Origin of the sequence: Myxococcus sp. SDU36, from assembly GCF_030168875.1 — a bacterium.
Taxonomy (GTDB): Bacteria; Myxococcota; Myxococcia; order Myxococcales; family Myxococcaceae; genus Myxococcus; species Myxococcus vastator.
Genome location: NZ_CP077414.1, coordinates 6,272,716 through 6,288,760 on the forward strand (window position 1 = coordinate 6,272,716; position 16,045 = coordinate 6,288,760).

Consider the following 16,045-nt stretch of genomic DNA (forward strand, 5'->3'; position numbering starts at 1 on the left):
CTGACATTTATCACTCGCTCACAGTGGGGCAAGAATCAGCGCACCACCCGCTGCGATGGCAACGACGTAGGGAGCGGCAATCACGCCCGCGACGACGACGACGGTTCCAACCGCCACCTCGGCCTTGTGCTCCCGGAGCCATTCGAGCGCGGCATCCACGGTGGGAAAGTGAAGTTCCCGCTTTTTCAAACCCTGACTCTCTATTTTTTCCTGCGCCTGGATGCACCTCATGAACTCTTCACGACACGTCCTGGTACAGTGCTCATGGTGCATGCCAGAGCCCTTCTTGATGCTTGAAAACTCTGGATTTCGATTCCAGCAGTCCTTGAAGCACTGCCTTTGCATTTCGTTGCAGTAGGCTTCAGCTCCGGCCCCGCCAGTTCCGCTCCCGACGTCAGAGCCGACTCCGCTTGCGTCCTTGGAAATGACGTAGACTTTTCGCTCTGGCTGCTGCGTATGGGCGCATCCGAAGCAGGCTGCCGCCACCAGCAGCACCGCCAAGCATGCTGGACGTACTGTGGGCATTGACCACCTCGAAGGGCCACTGTGCCTGTTTCCGGTGTGAGCCGCCCAAACGGAGGCGAGAGTCTGTACAGCATTGGACAGCGCGCTCCTGAGTCGATGGGGAACGCTTCGTGGGGCATCATGGGTCGCCCCTGCACACAAAACTTCCGGGGACGAACTGCCTTACTCACCTCGGCAGGGAGGGGCCTCGCTCGATGCCTAGCGCCAGCAGAGACTGCTCGAACCGAGTCTGCCAGCCTTGAGCATGCGTCCACCACCCCTCGGCCATGGGACGATGCTTGAGGTCTCTCTCGCTTTCGACCCCCGCCCCCAGCACCTTGCTGCTGAAGATGCTGTGCCGATAGACATACGTGGCGTGACCGACGTCGGAGAATTCTACTACCGAGTATTCGTCGAAGCGCAGACAGAAGGCACTCACCTCTCCCTTCGCGAAGCGCTTCGCTCTCCTGAATGCAGCCTGCTGCTCGGCGGGAAGCGTTCGCACGTTCCGGAGCAATGCATCGTATGCATCCGGAGCCAGCCAACAGGTCGTCGACTGGATCGCGCCCAGGTAGCGCAACCAGAAGTCATGCCGATCCCGCTTGTTCATGGCTTTCTCAAAGAAGAATTCGAGGTCCTGCTGGATGAGCGCGGACAGAAATGCCTCGAACGCCTGCTTCGAGCGGCTGCGAACGGCACTCCACGCCTCCGTCAATGTGGAGAGCCGAGGGTCTCCGAAGACGCTGTCTTTCGCGACAAGCCGGTCTTCGAGATGAGACTGCACGTCCTTGGCGATACGCCGTTGTGAGCGGCACTCCAACATCGCCGCGATGACGGCGACTCGCGCCTCAACAGGGGCGCCCAGGCCCCCCTTGCTCGCGCTTGAGTTCGGAAGCCATGCCCGCCCCTCTTCGGATTCAAGCAGGTACGCCAACGCATCGGATGCGTCCCGGCGTGCTTTACACCGTTGCAGCAGGTATTCCGCAACGACATGTCCTGAGTAGCCAATCGTGGGCCTCATGCCAGCGTGCCCCAGTAATCCGACGACTTCTCTCAACGGGCGGTCGGCCCAACTGACAGCGACACGTCTCGGTCCCTCTGGCTCAAGAGCCAGCTCGATGGACACAGGCAAGCGCCATCGGAGCAGCCGCGTGTCCTTGGGACATCGCCCCGCCAACTGAGCCCATTCGCGAATGCGCGGGGCATCCCCATCCGCCAGACACCAATCCCGCAGCCGTTGCCGAACGAGCCGGGGCCACCCTTCCGGGAAGTGGCTCAGGAACCCTTCCATGCGTCCCAACTCGACCTTGCGCCACAGCCATGGCACCGCTCGGCGCTCACGACGGGCCAGCCCAAGATAGTTCTCGTCGTGCATCTTCTTGAGCACTGCGGCCACGTCGAGCGCCTCAAGAACTCGAAGCGCGCGCCCAGGCTCCCGGTCGTCCGCGCGGCGCTGGGCCTCGTCCAGGCTGGAGTGGAGCTGCCGCAGCCCGCTCTCCACCTGCTGTTGAAACGTACCGAGGCCCGCGAGCGCGCTCCGTTGCCGCTCCTCCACGCTCGTGAGCCATTCATCCAATCTCATCGGCCCTCCTACAGGCGCAGGTCGCCACGTACTCTGATGACGAGCCGCCGGTTCTCTGGCTCGCTGCCGTCCGTTCCCGGCCGCGGCGCGGTCTGCCCCCGCCCGGAGACGACGAAGTTCGAATCGAAGCAGTCCCGCTCGTAGCCCGCATCGCGGAGCTGCTTGCGCACCGTGAAGAACACTTCCTGCGCGCGCGCGGCGCTGGCCCTCACGTTGTTCTCGAAGCTGTACTGCACCACGCCCTCCCGGACTCCACACTCCCAGCTCGTCCCCAGGAAAGGCCGGTCATCGGTGTGCCCTTCCAGGATGATGGAGGGCTCCGCGCCCGCGTCCCGCATGGCATCCACCGCCTGGCAGACGCGATGGATGAGGGGGACGGCGCCACGCTCGAACTGCTCGACGTAGGCCGACGGTGTCCTGCACTGGCCCAGGCCGAACTGCATGTTCTTGAACTCAATCTCCAGGGCATTCACGCCGGCATCCAACCCACTGAGCGCGATGAAGCCGCCGTCGAGCGTGGCATCCAGCGCGACCAGGTCCTCTCGAAGCGCGATGAGTGACTCCTGGACACCTTCCTTTTGCGAGTCCACCTTCTCGATGGCTGCCTCCTTGTCCCGGATGGCGGCCTCGCGTTGCTCATGCGCTTCGAGGATGAAGATGACCGCCAGCAGCAGGAACACCACCGCGACACCCGCCATGAGGTCCGCCAGCGACTTCTCACTGCCATCGCCGGAGGCACTCATGCCCGCCGCACCTGCGTCTTGAGCGCCTTGCTGAGCTCTTGGACCGTCTCGTTGAGGTCATCCACGCCCTGAGCGAGTTCCCCCGACGTCTTCTCCACCACGCTCCCCAGGTCCTGCATCACCTTGCTCCACTGGCCGCTCAGCGTCTGCGCCTGGAGCTTGACGGAATCCTCGTAGCGACGCGCCAATCCGTCGAGCAGGGGCTGGACGCGCTCAAGCGCCTGGCGCTGAGCGTTCAGCAGGTTCTCCTCCACCTCGGCGACGTCGCGGCGGCCCTGGGTGACCTGATTGAACTCCCTGGCCGCCTCGATGAGCTGACGAGAGACCTGCTCCAACTGAACAGCCGCCCCCTTCGCCTTGTCATGCGCTTCACCGGCGCCTCGGGTCGCGGAGGCGAGCTGGATGGCGGTGTTGCGCAGTTGCTCCGTGAGCTGACGGAGCCCGTCCTGCGTCGTCCCCATGACCTTGGAGAACGCCTCGGACCGGCTCTGGAAGCTGCTCATGTCCGCGTTCGCGGCCAGACGGAGTGCTTCCACTTGTTGAGCCATCAAGGTCGTCTGAGAGCCCGTCTGCTGATGGAGGTGCTCGGCTGACTGTGACGCGGACTGCACGAGCCGCTGGGTGCTCGCGTCCATAGCCGCGAGGACCTGCTGGAAGCGCTCGACGACGGACTCCACGCTGCGCTCCAACTGCCCGAGCACTTGCTGATTCACCACCTCTGACTGCTGTGACGATTCCTTGGATGCACTGAGGACGTGGGCAGTGGCCGTCACCAGGCCATCCCGCACCTGGTCGAAGCTCTCCACGACCGAGGCGATACGCGCCCCCAGCACGTCAATGGCGCGCTGATTCTCCGCGCCCCACTGACGCGCCTGGGTCCCCATCATCTGGGACATGGCCTCGAACTGCTGTTCAAGCCGGGGCAGCACGCCCAGCAACTCCTGCATCTGCCTCGCCATGTCCTGGGACTGAGAATGAAATCCGCCAGACACTGCGTCCCGGAGCTGTTCCAGGATGCGTCCCAGGTCATGCTCATGCCGCTCGGAGAGCGACTGCTGGATGGAGCCCAGGCTGTCACGGACCGTGGACATCTCCTGCTGAAGCGTCGCCGCGAATCCAGATGCGATGGAGCGCTGGAGGTCGGTGGCTATCTCCCGGACGGCCTTCTCCACCGCCGAGAGCTGCCGGGTGATGACGTCACCAACCTGCTCCTTCATCATGGTGCCGAAGCTCGCCTGGACCTGGGTGCCAATATCCTGGAGCGAGACCTCGACGCTCTCCAGGTGGCCAAGCCGCTCCGAGAGTTCGCGGCGCGTCTGGACCAACTCGCCCTTCAGCGCGCCCAGCGCGTCCCGCCTCGCGGTCGCCAGCACAATGCCGTGCGCATCCAGCGTCTGGGTCGCGGACTCGAAGCGAGGACGCATCGCATCCAGCCGCGCCAGCAGCCTGCCCTCCTGAAGCGAGGCGAGCGCCTGGAAGAGAAACGACCCCATCAAGCCTGTCGCCGAGACGAAGAACTTGGCCCCCATCTGCCCGATGGCCGCGGAAAGCAACACAGCCTGAGTGGCCCCCGCCACGCCACCGCCCATCAGCGCCTCCTTGACGGGACCGACCAGCACCATGCCCAGCAGAACGAACGTCATGACGAGCGCGATGCCCGTCAGGTTCTTTCCCAGCGCGTGCCCCCACGAGTGACGGAACAGCGCCCTGCACGTCTCGCGCAAACCTTGAGAGGGCTCTGCCCGAATGAGGACGGGCCGCGGCATCGGCTGACCACCTGGCGGGAAGACGAGCTGCTCGCGAATGGCCCTCCACAGCGCCCGCGCCTCGACCTGAGGCCCCGGCTCCTCCCGCCGCCCTTCGAGCACGTCTTCAAGATGCGTATCCAGCAGCTCGATGGCACGCCGGAGCTTTCGCCGTCGCACCGCGATCAAAGCTGGAGCCATCAGCGACAGCATCACGATGATGCCGACCGCATAGCGCAGCGCCGCGTCCCGCCATAACGCCACAAAGGTCTCCATGCCTCAGCCCTCCCCCTCTTCACGAGCCAACTGGAAGACACCCGAGTACTGCTGCGCGTCGTCGCCCGTGGGCGACAGGAAGTCACGCGCGATGGCGCGCTTGCGCTCGACCAACTCGTGAAGCCGCAGATCGAAGCCCGCGTCGGGCCGGCCCCGACGGTGGAGCAACGGGTAGTAGACATGAACGGGACGCACTTGGCCGATACGATGGGCGCGATCCGTCGCTTGGTCTTCCTTCGCGGGGTTCCACCAACGCCCGTAGTGGATGACGTGGTTCGCGGCGACGATGTTGAGCCCTGCGCCCGCAGCCAGCGGGCTCAGCATCAGGACTTGGAACCCTTTCGCCCGGGAGAAGTCCTCGATGTTCTGGAGAGCCGCCTTCCGATTGTCTGGCTCACCGTTGATGATGTCGACACGGCCCAGGCGGAATCGCTCCGCGATGAGCTGCGCCAACAGGTCCTGCATCGCCCGGGAGTGAACGAAGACCAGGGCTTTTTCCACCCCCGTTCCACCGCCCTGGCCTTCAATCTCCGACAACAACTCCAGACACAGCCGGGTCTTCGGACTATCCTGGAGGGCGGTGACTGACGACAGGCCTCGTGCGTCCGACAACAGCGCGGGGTGCTGATAGAGCTTTTGGAGCGCGGAGAGCGCCCACAACGAGCCTTGCGAGGCCATCTGCCGTGCGATGAGCCTCTCCTGCGACTCCTGCTCATCCGTCATTTCGATCAGCCTGCACTGCGGTCGCTTGGGGGGCAGGTCCTTCAGGGCCTCCGCCTTCTCCCTCCGCAGCAGGGTGCAGCCCGGAGAGGGATAGCCCAGACGTTGGCGCAACGTCCCGACGGCCTGCGCGCCCCGATGCTCCTCCCGGAACGCCGCGCGCGTGCCGAAGACACGGGGCTGCCGGCATTGAAGCGCGTCGTAGATGGCCCATACGTCGAGCAGCTCGTTCTCCACCGGCGTGCCCGTCAGGCCGACCGCGAACGAGCGCTTCAACGCACGAGCGGCGCGCGAGCGCAGGGTGTCCGGATTCTTGAGGTTGTGAGCCTCGTCGAACACGACGACGTCGAAGTCCACCTTCAGCAACGAGCGCTGGTAGGCCGCCAGCGTCTCGTAGTTGGTAAGCACCATGTCCTGCCTCGCCAGGAAGGCGCCGTTCAGCGCCCCATCGCGTTTGACGACCTCCAGTCCAGCCCCATGGAGGATGAACGGCTCCCAGGTGGACGTGACGAAGAAGCGCTCCAGTTCCTGGCGCCAGTTCTCCAGCAAGATGGTCGGACACACGACGAGCTGAGGCTTCAGCCGCGTTCCAGGAGGAAGCTGTTCCTGGAGCACCATGCGCCGCAGCGTGAGGAAGCAGGCAACCTGGAGTGTCTTGCCCAGGCCCATGTCATCCGCCAGCAGGACACCCGGGGTCGATTCCCGCGCGCGACGCCACAACCATTCAATTCCCTGTCGCTGGTGAAGCTTGAGCTCGACGCCCGTCACCATCACGGAGCGAAGCAACTCCCAGGGCACCGGGTCCTCGTTTCCGGACTGCGTTGGGCCCGCGACCGATGCGTCCAACTCACGCACCTTCACGGCTTCAAGGGGCTTTTTTGGCTTGGACAGAGACGACGAGTCTCCACTGGCGGGAGAAGCCATCCCAGGCTCCGGCTCCGACAGCCGGAGCGCTGTCATCAACTGCCGCCGCAACTCCTCTCCCGGCGCGATGAGGGTCCCCGCCACGGCAAGCGGCTCCGTGCTGCCTCGTGCCAGCGCAGCCTCGTTCGCGGCGTAGAGTTCCACCGCGCGCTCCCGCGAATCCAGCAGCAAGGGCACGTCATCACGGCCGTCCGGCGAAGCTGCCCGCAGCGTGAGCGAGAAGCCGCCCTCCTTGTCACAGGGCTCAATCCATTCAAGCCCAGAACCCTCGACGCGCACGGATGGGTCGCGTCCGCGAAGGAGCTCGAAGCCCAGCACGCGTTCGGAGTAGTGCGCGAGGTCGACGATGGCGTCCGCGTTAAACCCCTCGGGAATGATGACCGTGGGGTCTTCCAGTTCCCGTTGAACGTCAGCCACGAGGCGGCGCTGGAGAGACCGGATGTTCTCCAGGATCCGATCAGCGCCTTCAGGAAGGACCAGGGGCCGCCGGGCATCGTCCCCGGCGATTCCTCCCGCTTGAAGGCTCGCGAGTGGCAACGCCGTCTGGGTCCCGTCCGGATGAATCGCGTAGGGGTGCAGCGAGACGATCTCCGTCGCCTCCGGGTCCTGCTCCCAGCGCAACCCCACGCGGGCGACAGGTTGCGGCTGATATCGGCCCAAGTATCCCCGCGCGGTGTACTGAACACGGCCAGGCAGTCGCCGAGAGACCTCCTCCAGGACGCCGCGAATCCGCATCACACGCGCGAGCTGTTCCTTCCGGGGTGCATGGGTAGCCAGCCTTGCCTCCACACATGCCCAGGCGGCGGCCGGCCCCAGCAGGACCGGCGCGCCGCTCTCGGGCGCGACGAACCAGGGGATGGGATGGGGCGCGTCTAGGAGCACCTCGCCTGCGACCCGAACCCGGTACCGGGCCCCCGCCCCACCTGGGACGCCCACCACCTCACAGTCGATGCCCTGCTGTTCGATCCCGACCAGGTCCATCAGGAGGTGCTGGAGGACCGCCCATTCTTCATGGAGCGACGCACGCTCCTCTTCATCCAGCCCTCCCTCCACGGGCCTTCCCAATGCAGCCCATTCGCCCTGGGAGAAGCGGAGCTGGTGCCCATCGAGCCAGCCTCGCTCCCGCCACTCGGCCTCACGCAGGCCGACACGGAATCCGAGCTCCGCTGGCAGACCACGCAAGGAGATACACAACTGCCCCGCGTCGACGGACCAGCGCTGACGCGCCCCGCGAGGAGTGGACGTCAGTGGCTCGGGAGACGGCATCGGGATGGCCCCCGCAAGCGGCATTGCTTGCACGCGCGAATAGAAAACAGGCCTTCCGCACGGACGCACTACCACCACAGGGTGATGGTCAAGACGCGGAAACTGTTCATCCCCTGGTGCGCGCGGCGTTCACGCGCATTACGGCACGGCGCCGTGTCTCACTCAGCCGCCCCCGGCATCCGGAACGACAGACAGTAATAGAACGGCGCCACCTGCTCCTCGACGACGTCGAACGCGCCCGCGGGCAGCAGCTCCCGGGGGCAGTGCGGCTCCCGTGAGTAGAACGTAATCGCGCGGAACGCGGCGCGCTGGAACAGCGAGGGCCGGAAGGCCGGGTCCAGCTGCTCATCCACGACCACCAGCGGCGTCCCGGGTTTCGCCACGCGCGCCATCTCCGCCAGGGCCCGCTCGGGTGCCCGGTAGCCGCCAATGCCTCCCACGTGAAACACCCGGTCGAACGCCGCATCCGGGAACGGCAGCGCGTGCGCGTCCGCCATCATCAGCCGTACACCCGCATGGCCTCCAGACCGCAGCCGCCGCTTGCAGTGCTTGAGCATGCCCTCGCTCAGGTCCACGCCCCACACCTCCACGTCGAGCCCCGGCGGCAAGCCCTCACGCAAGAGCGGCAGGTTCGCCCCCGAGCCCACGCCCACCTCCAGCACCCGCACCGGACGCCCATCCCCGCGCGGCGTCAGCGCGCCGAGCTCCACGCGGCGCATGTACCCCGCGCGCATCCGCGCCTCCGAGACAGACTGAAACAGCGGCGTCAGCAGCGTCGTCAGCGGGTCATGCAGCACCGGCAGCCCGTCGTAGATGACGCGCATCAGCCGGTCCGTCCCGCGCACCGTGTCCTCGCGATACAGCCGCGCCATGCCGCGCGCCACGCGCCACGCCTCGCCGCAGCCACCGCAGCGCAGCCACCCGTCGCGGAGGCAGCCCCCCGCCTCCAGCCCGTGGAACACCAGCGCCCCACCACAGGCCGGACACGCCAGCGACGCCACGTCCCGGACACGCACACCGTTCATGAGCGCGCGAGCGCCTCCGCGCGGGCCTGCTCATCCCGCATGCCCAGCCGGGTGAACAACTCCACCGCGCGCTGCTGATGGACACTCCGCGCCGGGTCCTCCGAGGGCAGGTGCCTGGCCAGCCCCAGCCGCGCGTGGGCCTCCTCGAAGGACTGCCCCTTCCTCGATGCGACGGCGATGCACCGGCGCCACGCCTCGAAGGCCCGCGAGGCGTCGCCGTCCAGCCAGGCCTCCCGCCCCCGCCACAGGCGCGCCGCGGCCTCACCGAAGGGGAACACCTTGGCGAAGACCTCCGCCTGCCGGCGCGCGGCCTTGGCGCTCGCCACCAGCGAGGCCTCCGCGCCCCGCTCCCACAGCGTCAGGAGCACCTCCGCCACCGTCATCACGCCGAAGTAGACGAAGTGCGCCACCGGCTTGCCGGACGACAGCTTCGCCAGCGCCTGCTCCGCCGCGGCCCGAGCCCCCTCCGCGTCCCCTTCACGCAGCCGCAGCAGCGCCAGCGTCCCCTCCACGATGATGCGGTCCGTCTGCCCGCCCTGCGCCTCCGTCCACGCCAGCGTCTGGGCCAGCGCGGCGCGCGCCTTCGCGTAGTCGCCCAGCCGCAGGTGGATGTGCGCCTGGTAGTGCAAGGCCCAGTGCTCCGTCTGGAGCGCCCCACGCCGCCGCGCCGAGTGCTCCAGCCACGCCATCAGCGGCAGGCCCCGCGCGAACTTCCCCTGGTAGCACGACACCACCGTCAGCAGCGCGCGGCACTCCTCCGCCAGCCGCACGTCCCCCACCGAGTCGACGATGCCCATGGCCCGCTCCAGCCACGCCTCGGCCTCCGCCCACCGCGCCACGTACGCGCCATACACGGCGTTGCGGCACAGCACGAAGGCCAGGTCCGCGGGGCTGCCCACGCGCTCGGCCACCTCCAACGCGCGGCGGGACCACGTCTCCGCCACCGACCGGATGGGCAGCGTGCCCGCCACCACCGCCATGCTCGCATAGCCCCGCGCCAGCTCCGGCGACGCGCCCGCCGGCTCGCACAGGTTCAACGCGCGCAGGCCGGACCAGAGGACGGGCAGCGCCTGGTGCGCATAGATGAACGCATCGAGCAGCCGCATCAACAGCCGCCCCGCCACGCGCCGCACCCGCCGCCGCTCCTCCGTCTCCTCGTCGTAGTCCTCCGGCCGAGAGCTCTGCGCCAGCCGCAGCAGCCCCTGCCCCAGCGTCCCCAGCGCCCAGCCCATGCGGCTGGACGGCACCGGCCAGCCGAAGTGCCGCAGCGCGCGCTCCGCATGCTCACGGAAGGCCTGGAGCTCCCCCAACTGGAAGCGCGTCTCCGCCAGGTGCGCCTCCAGGTGCCCCAACGTCATCGCGTCGCCCCCCACCTCGGTCACCCGTGTCAGCGCCCGGGTGAGGAAGGGCAGTGCTTCGCGGCAGGCGCCCACGCGAAGAGCCTCCTCGCCCGCGCGCCGCGCATAGCGCGCCTCACGCAGCGGATCCCCCGCCATGCCCCAGTGGTAGGTGAGCGCCGCCGTCCACTCCGCGCGCTGCCCGTGCGCCGCCTCCATCGCCAGCGCGGCGCGCCGGTGCAGCGCGGGCCGCGCATCCACGGGCAAGTCATCCAGCACCCCTTCGCGCAGCTTGTCGTGCGCGAAGCGCCAGCGCCCATCCGCCACGTCCAGCACCGCCGCCGCCGCGCAGTCCGTCAGCCAGCGCTCCACGTCCACCTCCGGCGCGGCCTGTCGCAGCAGCGGCACGTCCACCTGCCGCCCGACGATGGCGGCCACCTGCAGCAGCTCGCGCGACGGCACCGGCACCTTCTCCAGCCGCCGCTGCACCAGCCGGCGCACACCGCCGGCGAAGACGCGCTCCGGCAGCGCCATGTCCCCCAGCCGGTCCAACCCTCCCGCCTCCTCCGCCAGCGCCCGCACCACCTCCACGAGGAAGAAGGGGTTGCCCTCCGTCTCGCGCAGCAGCAGGTCCACCAGGTGCGGCCGGGCTCCGGGGGCGCCCATCATGGACTCACTGAGGATGGAGACCTCCCGAGCGTCCAGCCGAGGCAGCCGCAGCAGCGACAAGCCCGGCAGCGCCGAGGGGAGCGCGGGCGCCTCATCGTCACGGAAGCTGCCGAGGAGCAACAGGCGCAGCTGCGCCGCCCGCGTGGCGAGCCGTGAGAGCAGATGCAGCGACTCATCGCCCGCCCAGTGCAGGTCCTCCAGCACCACCACCACGGGCTGGGTCAGCCGCGCGAACACGTCCTCCACCACCTGGAGCAGCCGCGCCTGCACCATGTCCGCGCCCACCTCGGCGGGGTCCGCGACGGGGTGCCCCCGCAGCGCCTCGAGGTCCGGCACCAGCGGCTTTAGGATGCTGGCCTCGCGCTCACTCAGCGTGGTGAGGATGGCCAGCCAGCGCAGCACCGGACGCCACTCCTGGTACGGGCTGCCGCCCGCCGCCACCCCCTGGCCCCGCAGCACCACCGCGCCCTTCACCAGCGCCAGCGCGCGCAGCTCCTCCAGGAGCCGCGACTTGCCCACGCCGCTCTCCCCACCCACCAGCCACGCGCCACCGCGGCCCACCATCGCCGACTCCAGCACGGTGGACAGCCGCGCCTGCTCCGCCACCCGGCCCACGTAGCGCGCGGCCTGGAGGAAGCTCTCGCGCGCGGCGGCGGACTCGGGCGGTACCGGCTCACCGGTGGCGGCGCAGAGCTCGGCAATCACCGCGTCCGCGTCGCGGGGCCGCAGCTTCGGGTCCGGCGACACCAGCCGCTCCAGCGCGGCCTTCAACGCGGGCGGGAAGTCCGGCGGCGAGGGCACCTGTCCGGCATGCGGCAGCCGGCCGAACATCATCTGGCTGGCCATGGCGCCCACGCTGAAGAGGTCCGTCACCTCCGAGGGCGGCTGGTCCTCGAACAGCTCCGGCGCCAGGTAGCCCGGCGTGCCGCCCGGCTGCGCGCGGTGGACGTGCTCGCGCCCCACCGCCAGGCCGAAGTCCAGCACCTTCACCTGCCCGTGGGCCACCAGCACGTTGGCGGGCTTGAGGTCGCGGTGGATGATGCCGCGCCGGTGCAGGTATGCCAGCGCCATCAACGTCTGCACCAGCAGCCCCACCTGCACGCGCAAGGGCTGCCCCGTGCCCGCCTGCACCAGGTGCCGCGCGTCCTCCAGCAGGTCCATGGCCAGGTAGGGTCGGTGCTCGGCGTCGAAGCCGTAGTCCAGCACGCTGATGACGTGCGGGTGGCGCAGCGACGCGAGCGTCTGGAATTCGTGCGCCAGCGACAGCGCCAGCTCGTGCCGGGCAATGGAAGACGGGGTGTACTCGCCCTCGGGCAGCCGGGGCAGCCGCGCCAGGTCCTCCAGCGTCTGGTGCAGCCGCTTCACCGCGACGGGGCCCGCCAGCAGGTCCTGCGCGCGCCACACCGTGCCCGCACCGCCCCGGCCCAGGAAGTCGAGGATGCGGTAACGGCCGCCCACGACCTCGCCCTCCGCGTGGCGACGCGCCGCATCCTCCGGAGGGTGCCGGGTTTCGTGAGGAAGTTGCCGCATCAGAGGGGGGCCGCCCGCCCCGATGATATCGGGAACCCCCGGCGGCGGTAGGACTGATTCCCGACACACCGGCAGGCCCGGCGCACCGGGCCAGGAAGGCGAGCCTGGGCGGCAGGTCAGCCACTACCCAGGCACGGGCTCAGCCTCCGCCGAAGACACTGGCCAGGCTGCGGCCCCCCTGCACGGCGCCGTAGATGAGGACGGTGAAGTAGGTGAGCGTCCCCACCGTCATCCCGTGCCCCATGAGGATGAAGTAGCCGTCGCGCTGCAGGATGCCGATGGCGAAGAAGAGCGCGGCCAGCGCGGGCAGCGTGTTGCTGAAGGGAATCAGGCCGAACGGCATCATCAGCAGCACGCCCGCGAAGAAGAGCATGAAGCCGTTGAAGCGGTTGGTGCTGGAGCCGTGCGTGAGCGCCAGCAGCCGCGGCTTGCTCATCTTGTCCACGTACTTGGTGAAGACCTCCGCGCCCTTGTCCAACGCCGGCGCCAGGTTGGTGCGCAGCAGCGGCTTGTCCAGCAGCTTGCGGGGCAGCCAGGGCGTCCGGTTGAACGTCACGCCCACGCCGATGAGGACGATGAGCAGCCCGAACACCGTGGACACGCCCGGAATCGACACGGGCAGCAGGAAGGGGAAGGTCAGGATGCAGCAGAAGAGCAGCAGGCCCTGCTCGCCACACGCCTGCATCAGCTCCCGCACCGTCAGGGATTCGGGCAGCCGCGCGGACAGCGCGCGGAGGGTGGCGGAGAGCTGGGCCTGGGTATCCGAGAAACCCGTGGACGAAGAGGGGGTGGGCGAAGGCGTCGACATTTCAGGCCGTCACTAGCACGCCCCACCCGTCAATGCTCAGCTCCAAGCGATGTCGTACACCGCTTCCTCGCCCTCCCTCCGGGATGTTTGCCCCCGCTGGCCTCCAGCCCCGCCAGGAAGCGCCCCCCATCGAAGCCCGCCACCACCGCGGGCCGGCAGGCCAGCGCACACCGGGTGGGTGACTGTCATTTGATGGTTGTTCAACACCCGGCCTGGGGCCGCGGCGTGTGCCTCATCCGACACGGAGCGCCACGCCGCGCTGGGCTCGTGCGACGCAGTGTGATGAAGAGGCGACGGCCCGGGTCATCGCGCGGGCTTGCTCGACGTGCCGTCCGTCTTCCGCTGGGGTCCGCCATGAACACGCCCTCTCGTCATCTCTTCGTCGCTGGCGCCACGGGCGCCACGGGCCGCACGCTGATGCGACAGGCGCTGTCGCGCGGTGCGCCGCCTGTCCTCGCGCACGTACGGCCGAAGAGCGCGGACAGCGACAGGGTCCGCCCCTGGCCCCACAAGGCCGTGGTGGAGCTGTCTGACGGCGAGACGCTGGTGGAGATGATGCGCGGCTGCACCACGGTGCTCCAGTTGATTGGCACCATGCGCAAGCGCTTCAGCGCCGGCGACACCTACGAGACGAGCGACATCGGCACCACGCGGCAGCTGGTGGAGGCGGCGAAGCGCGCGGGCGCGGACCACCTGGTGCTGCTCAGCTCGGTGGGCGCGGGCCGGCCGGTGGGCGCGTACCTCAAGGCCAAGGCGGAGGCGGAGCGGCTGGTGCGCGACAGCGGCATCCCGTGGACGGTGGTGCGCCCGCCCGCCTTCGAGGGCGAGTACCACCACATCCACCCCGTGCTGCGCGCCCTCACCCGCTTGCCTCCCTTGCGGAACATGCGGCCCATCCACCTGGACCAGCTCGCCGCCGTGCTGCTGCGCGTCTCCGAGCGGCGCGCGCCGCTGAACCAGGTGCTGGAGGGCGACACGCTCTGGGCCGAGGTCGCCGCCGCGGGCGCCTGAGCCGTCTTCTCGCGCAGGGCCCGCCGGGCCCGCGCTTCAGCGCAGCGCGCCCCAGTTGTACGTGGGGTTGGAGCCGCCGGTGAGCACGCGCCAGCGGCTGCCTGGGCAGGGCTCCACCGCCTGCCTGGCCACCGCTCAATTCCGTAATAAAAATTCAGCGCCGGGGTTTCAATCTAATGATATTTACAAAAATGTAGCGGAGTCGCGGGTAATCGGGCCGGATCTATCGACTTCTTCGCCGCTCCACCGCCCTCGTCATGCGCTCGAAGATGTAGGTAGGAACCCACCCTGGGACCGAGGAATGTTTCCGCGCCTGGTCAAGCCCATCGGATACGCAAGGGTCATCGAGGAGCATGACCTTCAGGTCTATCCCTCGCACCAGTACTCAATGTGCGCGGCGGTCGCGGGCAAGCACGTGGAGAGCAAGGACGGACGAGACTTCGTCACCTACTCGAACGCGTATGACCCGGGCCCCTCGCTTTGTGACCATCTGGAGTTCGCGCTCAAGCATGAGGGTGTCTCCCTTGAGGTCCTCGCCGCCCTGTTCCGTAGGGTGAAGCAAGGAGCCTTCGAGGACGCCTTGTGCCGCCACATTCAGATGCGCCCCACGGGCCAGAACACCCGTCGGTTGTGGTTCCTTTACGAGTTCCTGACGGGACGGCGGCTGCCCATTGAGGATGCAACCCAGGGCAACTACGTCGAATTGCTCGACCCCAAGCGCTATTACACGGCGGAGCCGGTGAACAGTCGGCGCCACCGGGTGCGCGACAACCTCCTGGGCAACTTGAACTTCTGCCCCATGGTGCGCAGGACGCCTGTCCTGCGCGAGTTCGAGGCGAAGCGGCTCGCAATGGAGGCCGCCCAGATCGTGGCGTCCTACGACGAGGATGCGCTTCGCCGCGCGGTTGACTATCTCTATACGAAAGAGACTCGCTCCTCGTTCAACATCGAGAGGGAAAAGCCCAGCCAGAAGCGCGCCGCGCGGTTCGTCTCCCTGTTGCGCGAACTTCCAGAGCGAAGCACCTTGAATCAAGCCGCGCTGGTCCAGATGCAGAACGTCATCGTGGACGAGCGCTTTGGAGAGCGCGGCTACCGCACGGAGCAGAACTACGTGGGTGAGTCAGTGGGCCTGCGTCAGCGTGTCCACTTCATCCCGCCGCGCCCCAAGATGGTTTCTCGGATGATGCGCGGACTGCTCGCCTCGATGGAGCGAATGATGGCGTCCCAAACGGACCCCGTCGTTCAGGCGGCAGCCATCTCCTTCGGCTTCGTGTTCATCCACCCTTTTGAGGATGGCAATGGCAGGCTTCACCGACTGCTCATCCACTACATCCTCTCCCGGGCGGGATTCACGCCGAAGGGGTTCATCTTCCCCATCTCCGCCATCATGCTGCAGAGACGGGCGCAGTATGACGCCTGCCTCGAATCCTTCTCCAAGCCGCTGATGAACCTGGTGGACCACACGCTGGATGAGGAGGGACGCCTTTCCGTCACAGGAAAGACCAGTGGCTTCTACCGCTACGTGGACTTCACGCGAATGGCGGAGGACCTCTATCGCTGGACAGAGGAAACCATCCGGACGGAGTTTCGCGACGAACTGGAGTTCATCGTCCGGTACCGCAAAGCCAGAGAGAAGCTCGACAACCTTGTTGAGATGCCGGACACCGCACGCAACCGCTTCGTCCAGTTCTGCCTCCAGAATGGAGGCCGCCTGTCGAAGGGCAAGCGTACCAAGTACTTCAGCACCCTGACTGATGCCGAAATAAGGGCTCTGGAGAAAGTCGTCAGGGATGACCTGATGCCTCGCGACAGTCCTCGCGTGAAGTGAAAAGGAAGTGGGTTGGGCGCTCCGCTGCCTTGCTCCTCGCGCCCCGCACCGGCAAGCTCGCGCGCCGCGCCCGGGCG

General features: G+C 67.8%; 10 protein-coding genes. 2 read left to right on the forward strand and 8 right to left on the reverse strand.

Features of this window, described 5'->3' with window-relative positions:
- Positions 1 to 18: 18 nt before the first annotated feature.
- From KGD87_RS25370 to KGD87_RS25405, 8 genes are all read right to left on the reverse strand, one after another.
- The gene (locus KGD87_RS25370; RefSeq protein WP_284668692.1) at positions 19 to 495 is read right to left on the reverse strand and encodes a hypothetical protein; all 477 of its coding nucleotides are present in this window, start codon (positions 493 to 495) and stop codon (positions 19 to 21) included.
- A 196-nt stretch (positions 496 to 691) separates the two neighbouring features.
- Positions 692 to 2,086, reverse strand: a complete 1,395-nt coding sequence (locus KGD87_RS25375) for an EH signature domain-containing protein (protein WP_284663221.1) — start codon at positions 2,084 to 2,086, stop codon at positions 692 to 694.
- 8 nt (positions 2,087 to 2,094) lie between these two features.
- On the reverse strand, positions 2,095 to 2,829 hold the full coding sequence (locus KGD87_RS25380) for a hypothetical protein (protein ID WP_284663222.1): 735 nt from the start codon (positions 2,827 to 2,829) through the stop codon (positions 2,095 to 2,097).
- On the reverse strand, positions 2,826 to 4,850 hold the full coding sequence (locus KGD87_RS25385; RefSeq protein WP_284663223.1) for a coiled-coil domain-containing protein: 2,025 nt from the start codon (positions 4,848 to 4,850) through the stop codon (positions 2,826 to 2,828). The genes KGD87_RS25380 and KGD87_RS25385 overlap by 4 nt, the downstream gene beginning before the upstream one ends.
- Before the next feature lie 3 nt (positions 4,851 to 4,853).
- Positions 4,854 to 7,475 carry a DEAD/DEAH box helicase gene (locus KGD87_RS25390; protein ID WP_284663224.1) on the reverse strand — a complete coding sequence of 874 codons (2,622 nt, stop codon included), beginning with the start codon at positions 7,473 to 7,475 and terminating at the stop codon, positions 4,854 to 4,856.
- A gap of 443 nt (positions 7,476 to 7,918) precedes the next feature.
- The gene (locus KGD87_RS25395; RefSeq protein WP_284663226.1) at positions 7,919 to 8,785 is read right to left on the reverse strand and encodes a class I SAM-dependent methyltransferase; all 867 of its coding nucleotides are present in this window, start codon (positions 8,783 to 8,785) and stop codon (positions 7,919 to 7,921) included.
- The gene (locus tag KGD87_RS25400; protein ID WP_284663228.1) at positions 8,782 to 12,321 is read right to left on the reverse strand and encodes a serine/threonine-protein kinase; all 3,540 of its coding nucleotides are present in this window, start codon (positions 12,319 to 12,321) and stop codon (positions 8,782 to 8,784) included. Before KGD87_RS25400 ends, KGD87_RS25395 begins: the two co-directional genes overlap by 4 nt.
- Positions 12,322 to 12,460: 139 nt before the next feature.
- Positions 12,461 to 13,129, reverse strand: a complete 669-nt coding sequence (locus tag KGD87_RS25405; protein ID WP_284663229.1) for an exopolysaccharide biosynthesis protein — start codon at positions 13,127 to 13,129, stop codon at positions 12,461 to 12,463.
- A gap of 354 nt (positions 13,130 to 13,483) precedes the next feature.
- On the opposite strand from KGD87_RS25405, the gene KGD87_RS25410 reads away from it, so the two are divergent.
- Positions 13,484 to 14,140, forward strand: coding sequence for an SDR family oxidoreductase (locus KGD87_RS25410; protein WP_284663231.1), 657 nt, complete (start codon positions 13,484 to 13,486; stop codon positions 14,138 to 14,140).
- Positions 14,141 to 14,441: 301 nt separating this feature from the next.
- Positions 14,442 to 15,968, forward strand: a complete 1,527-nt coding sequence (locus KGD87_RS25415) for a Fic family protein (protein WP_284663233.1) — start codon at positions 14,442 to 14,444, stop codon at positions 15,966 to 15,968.
- The last annotated feature ends 77 nt before the right edge of the window (positions 15,969 to 16,045 follow it).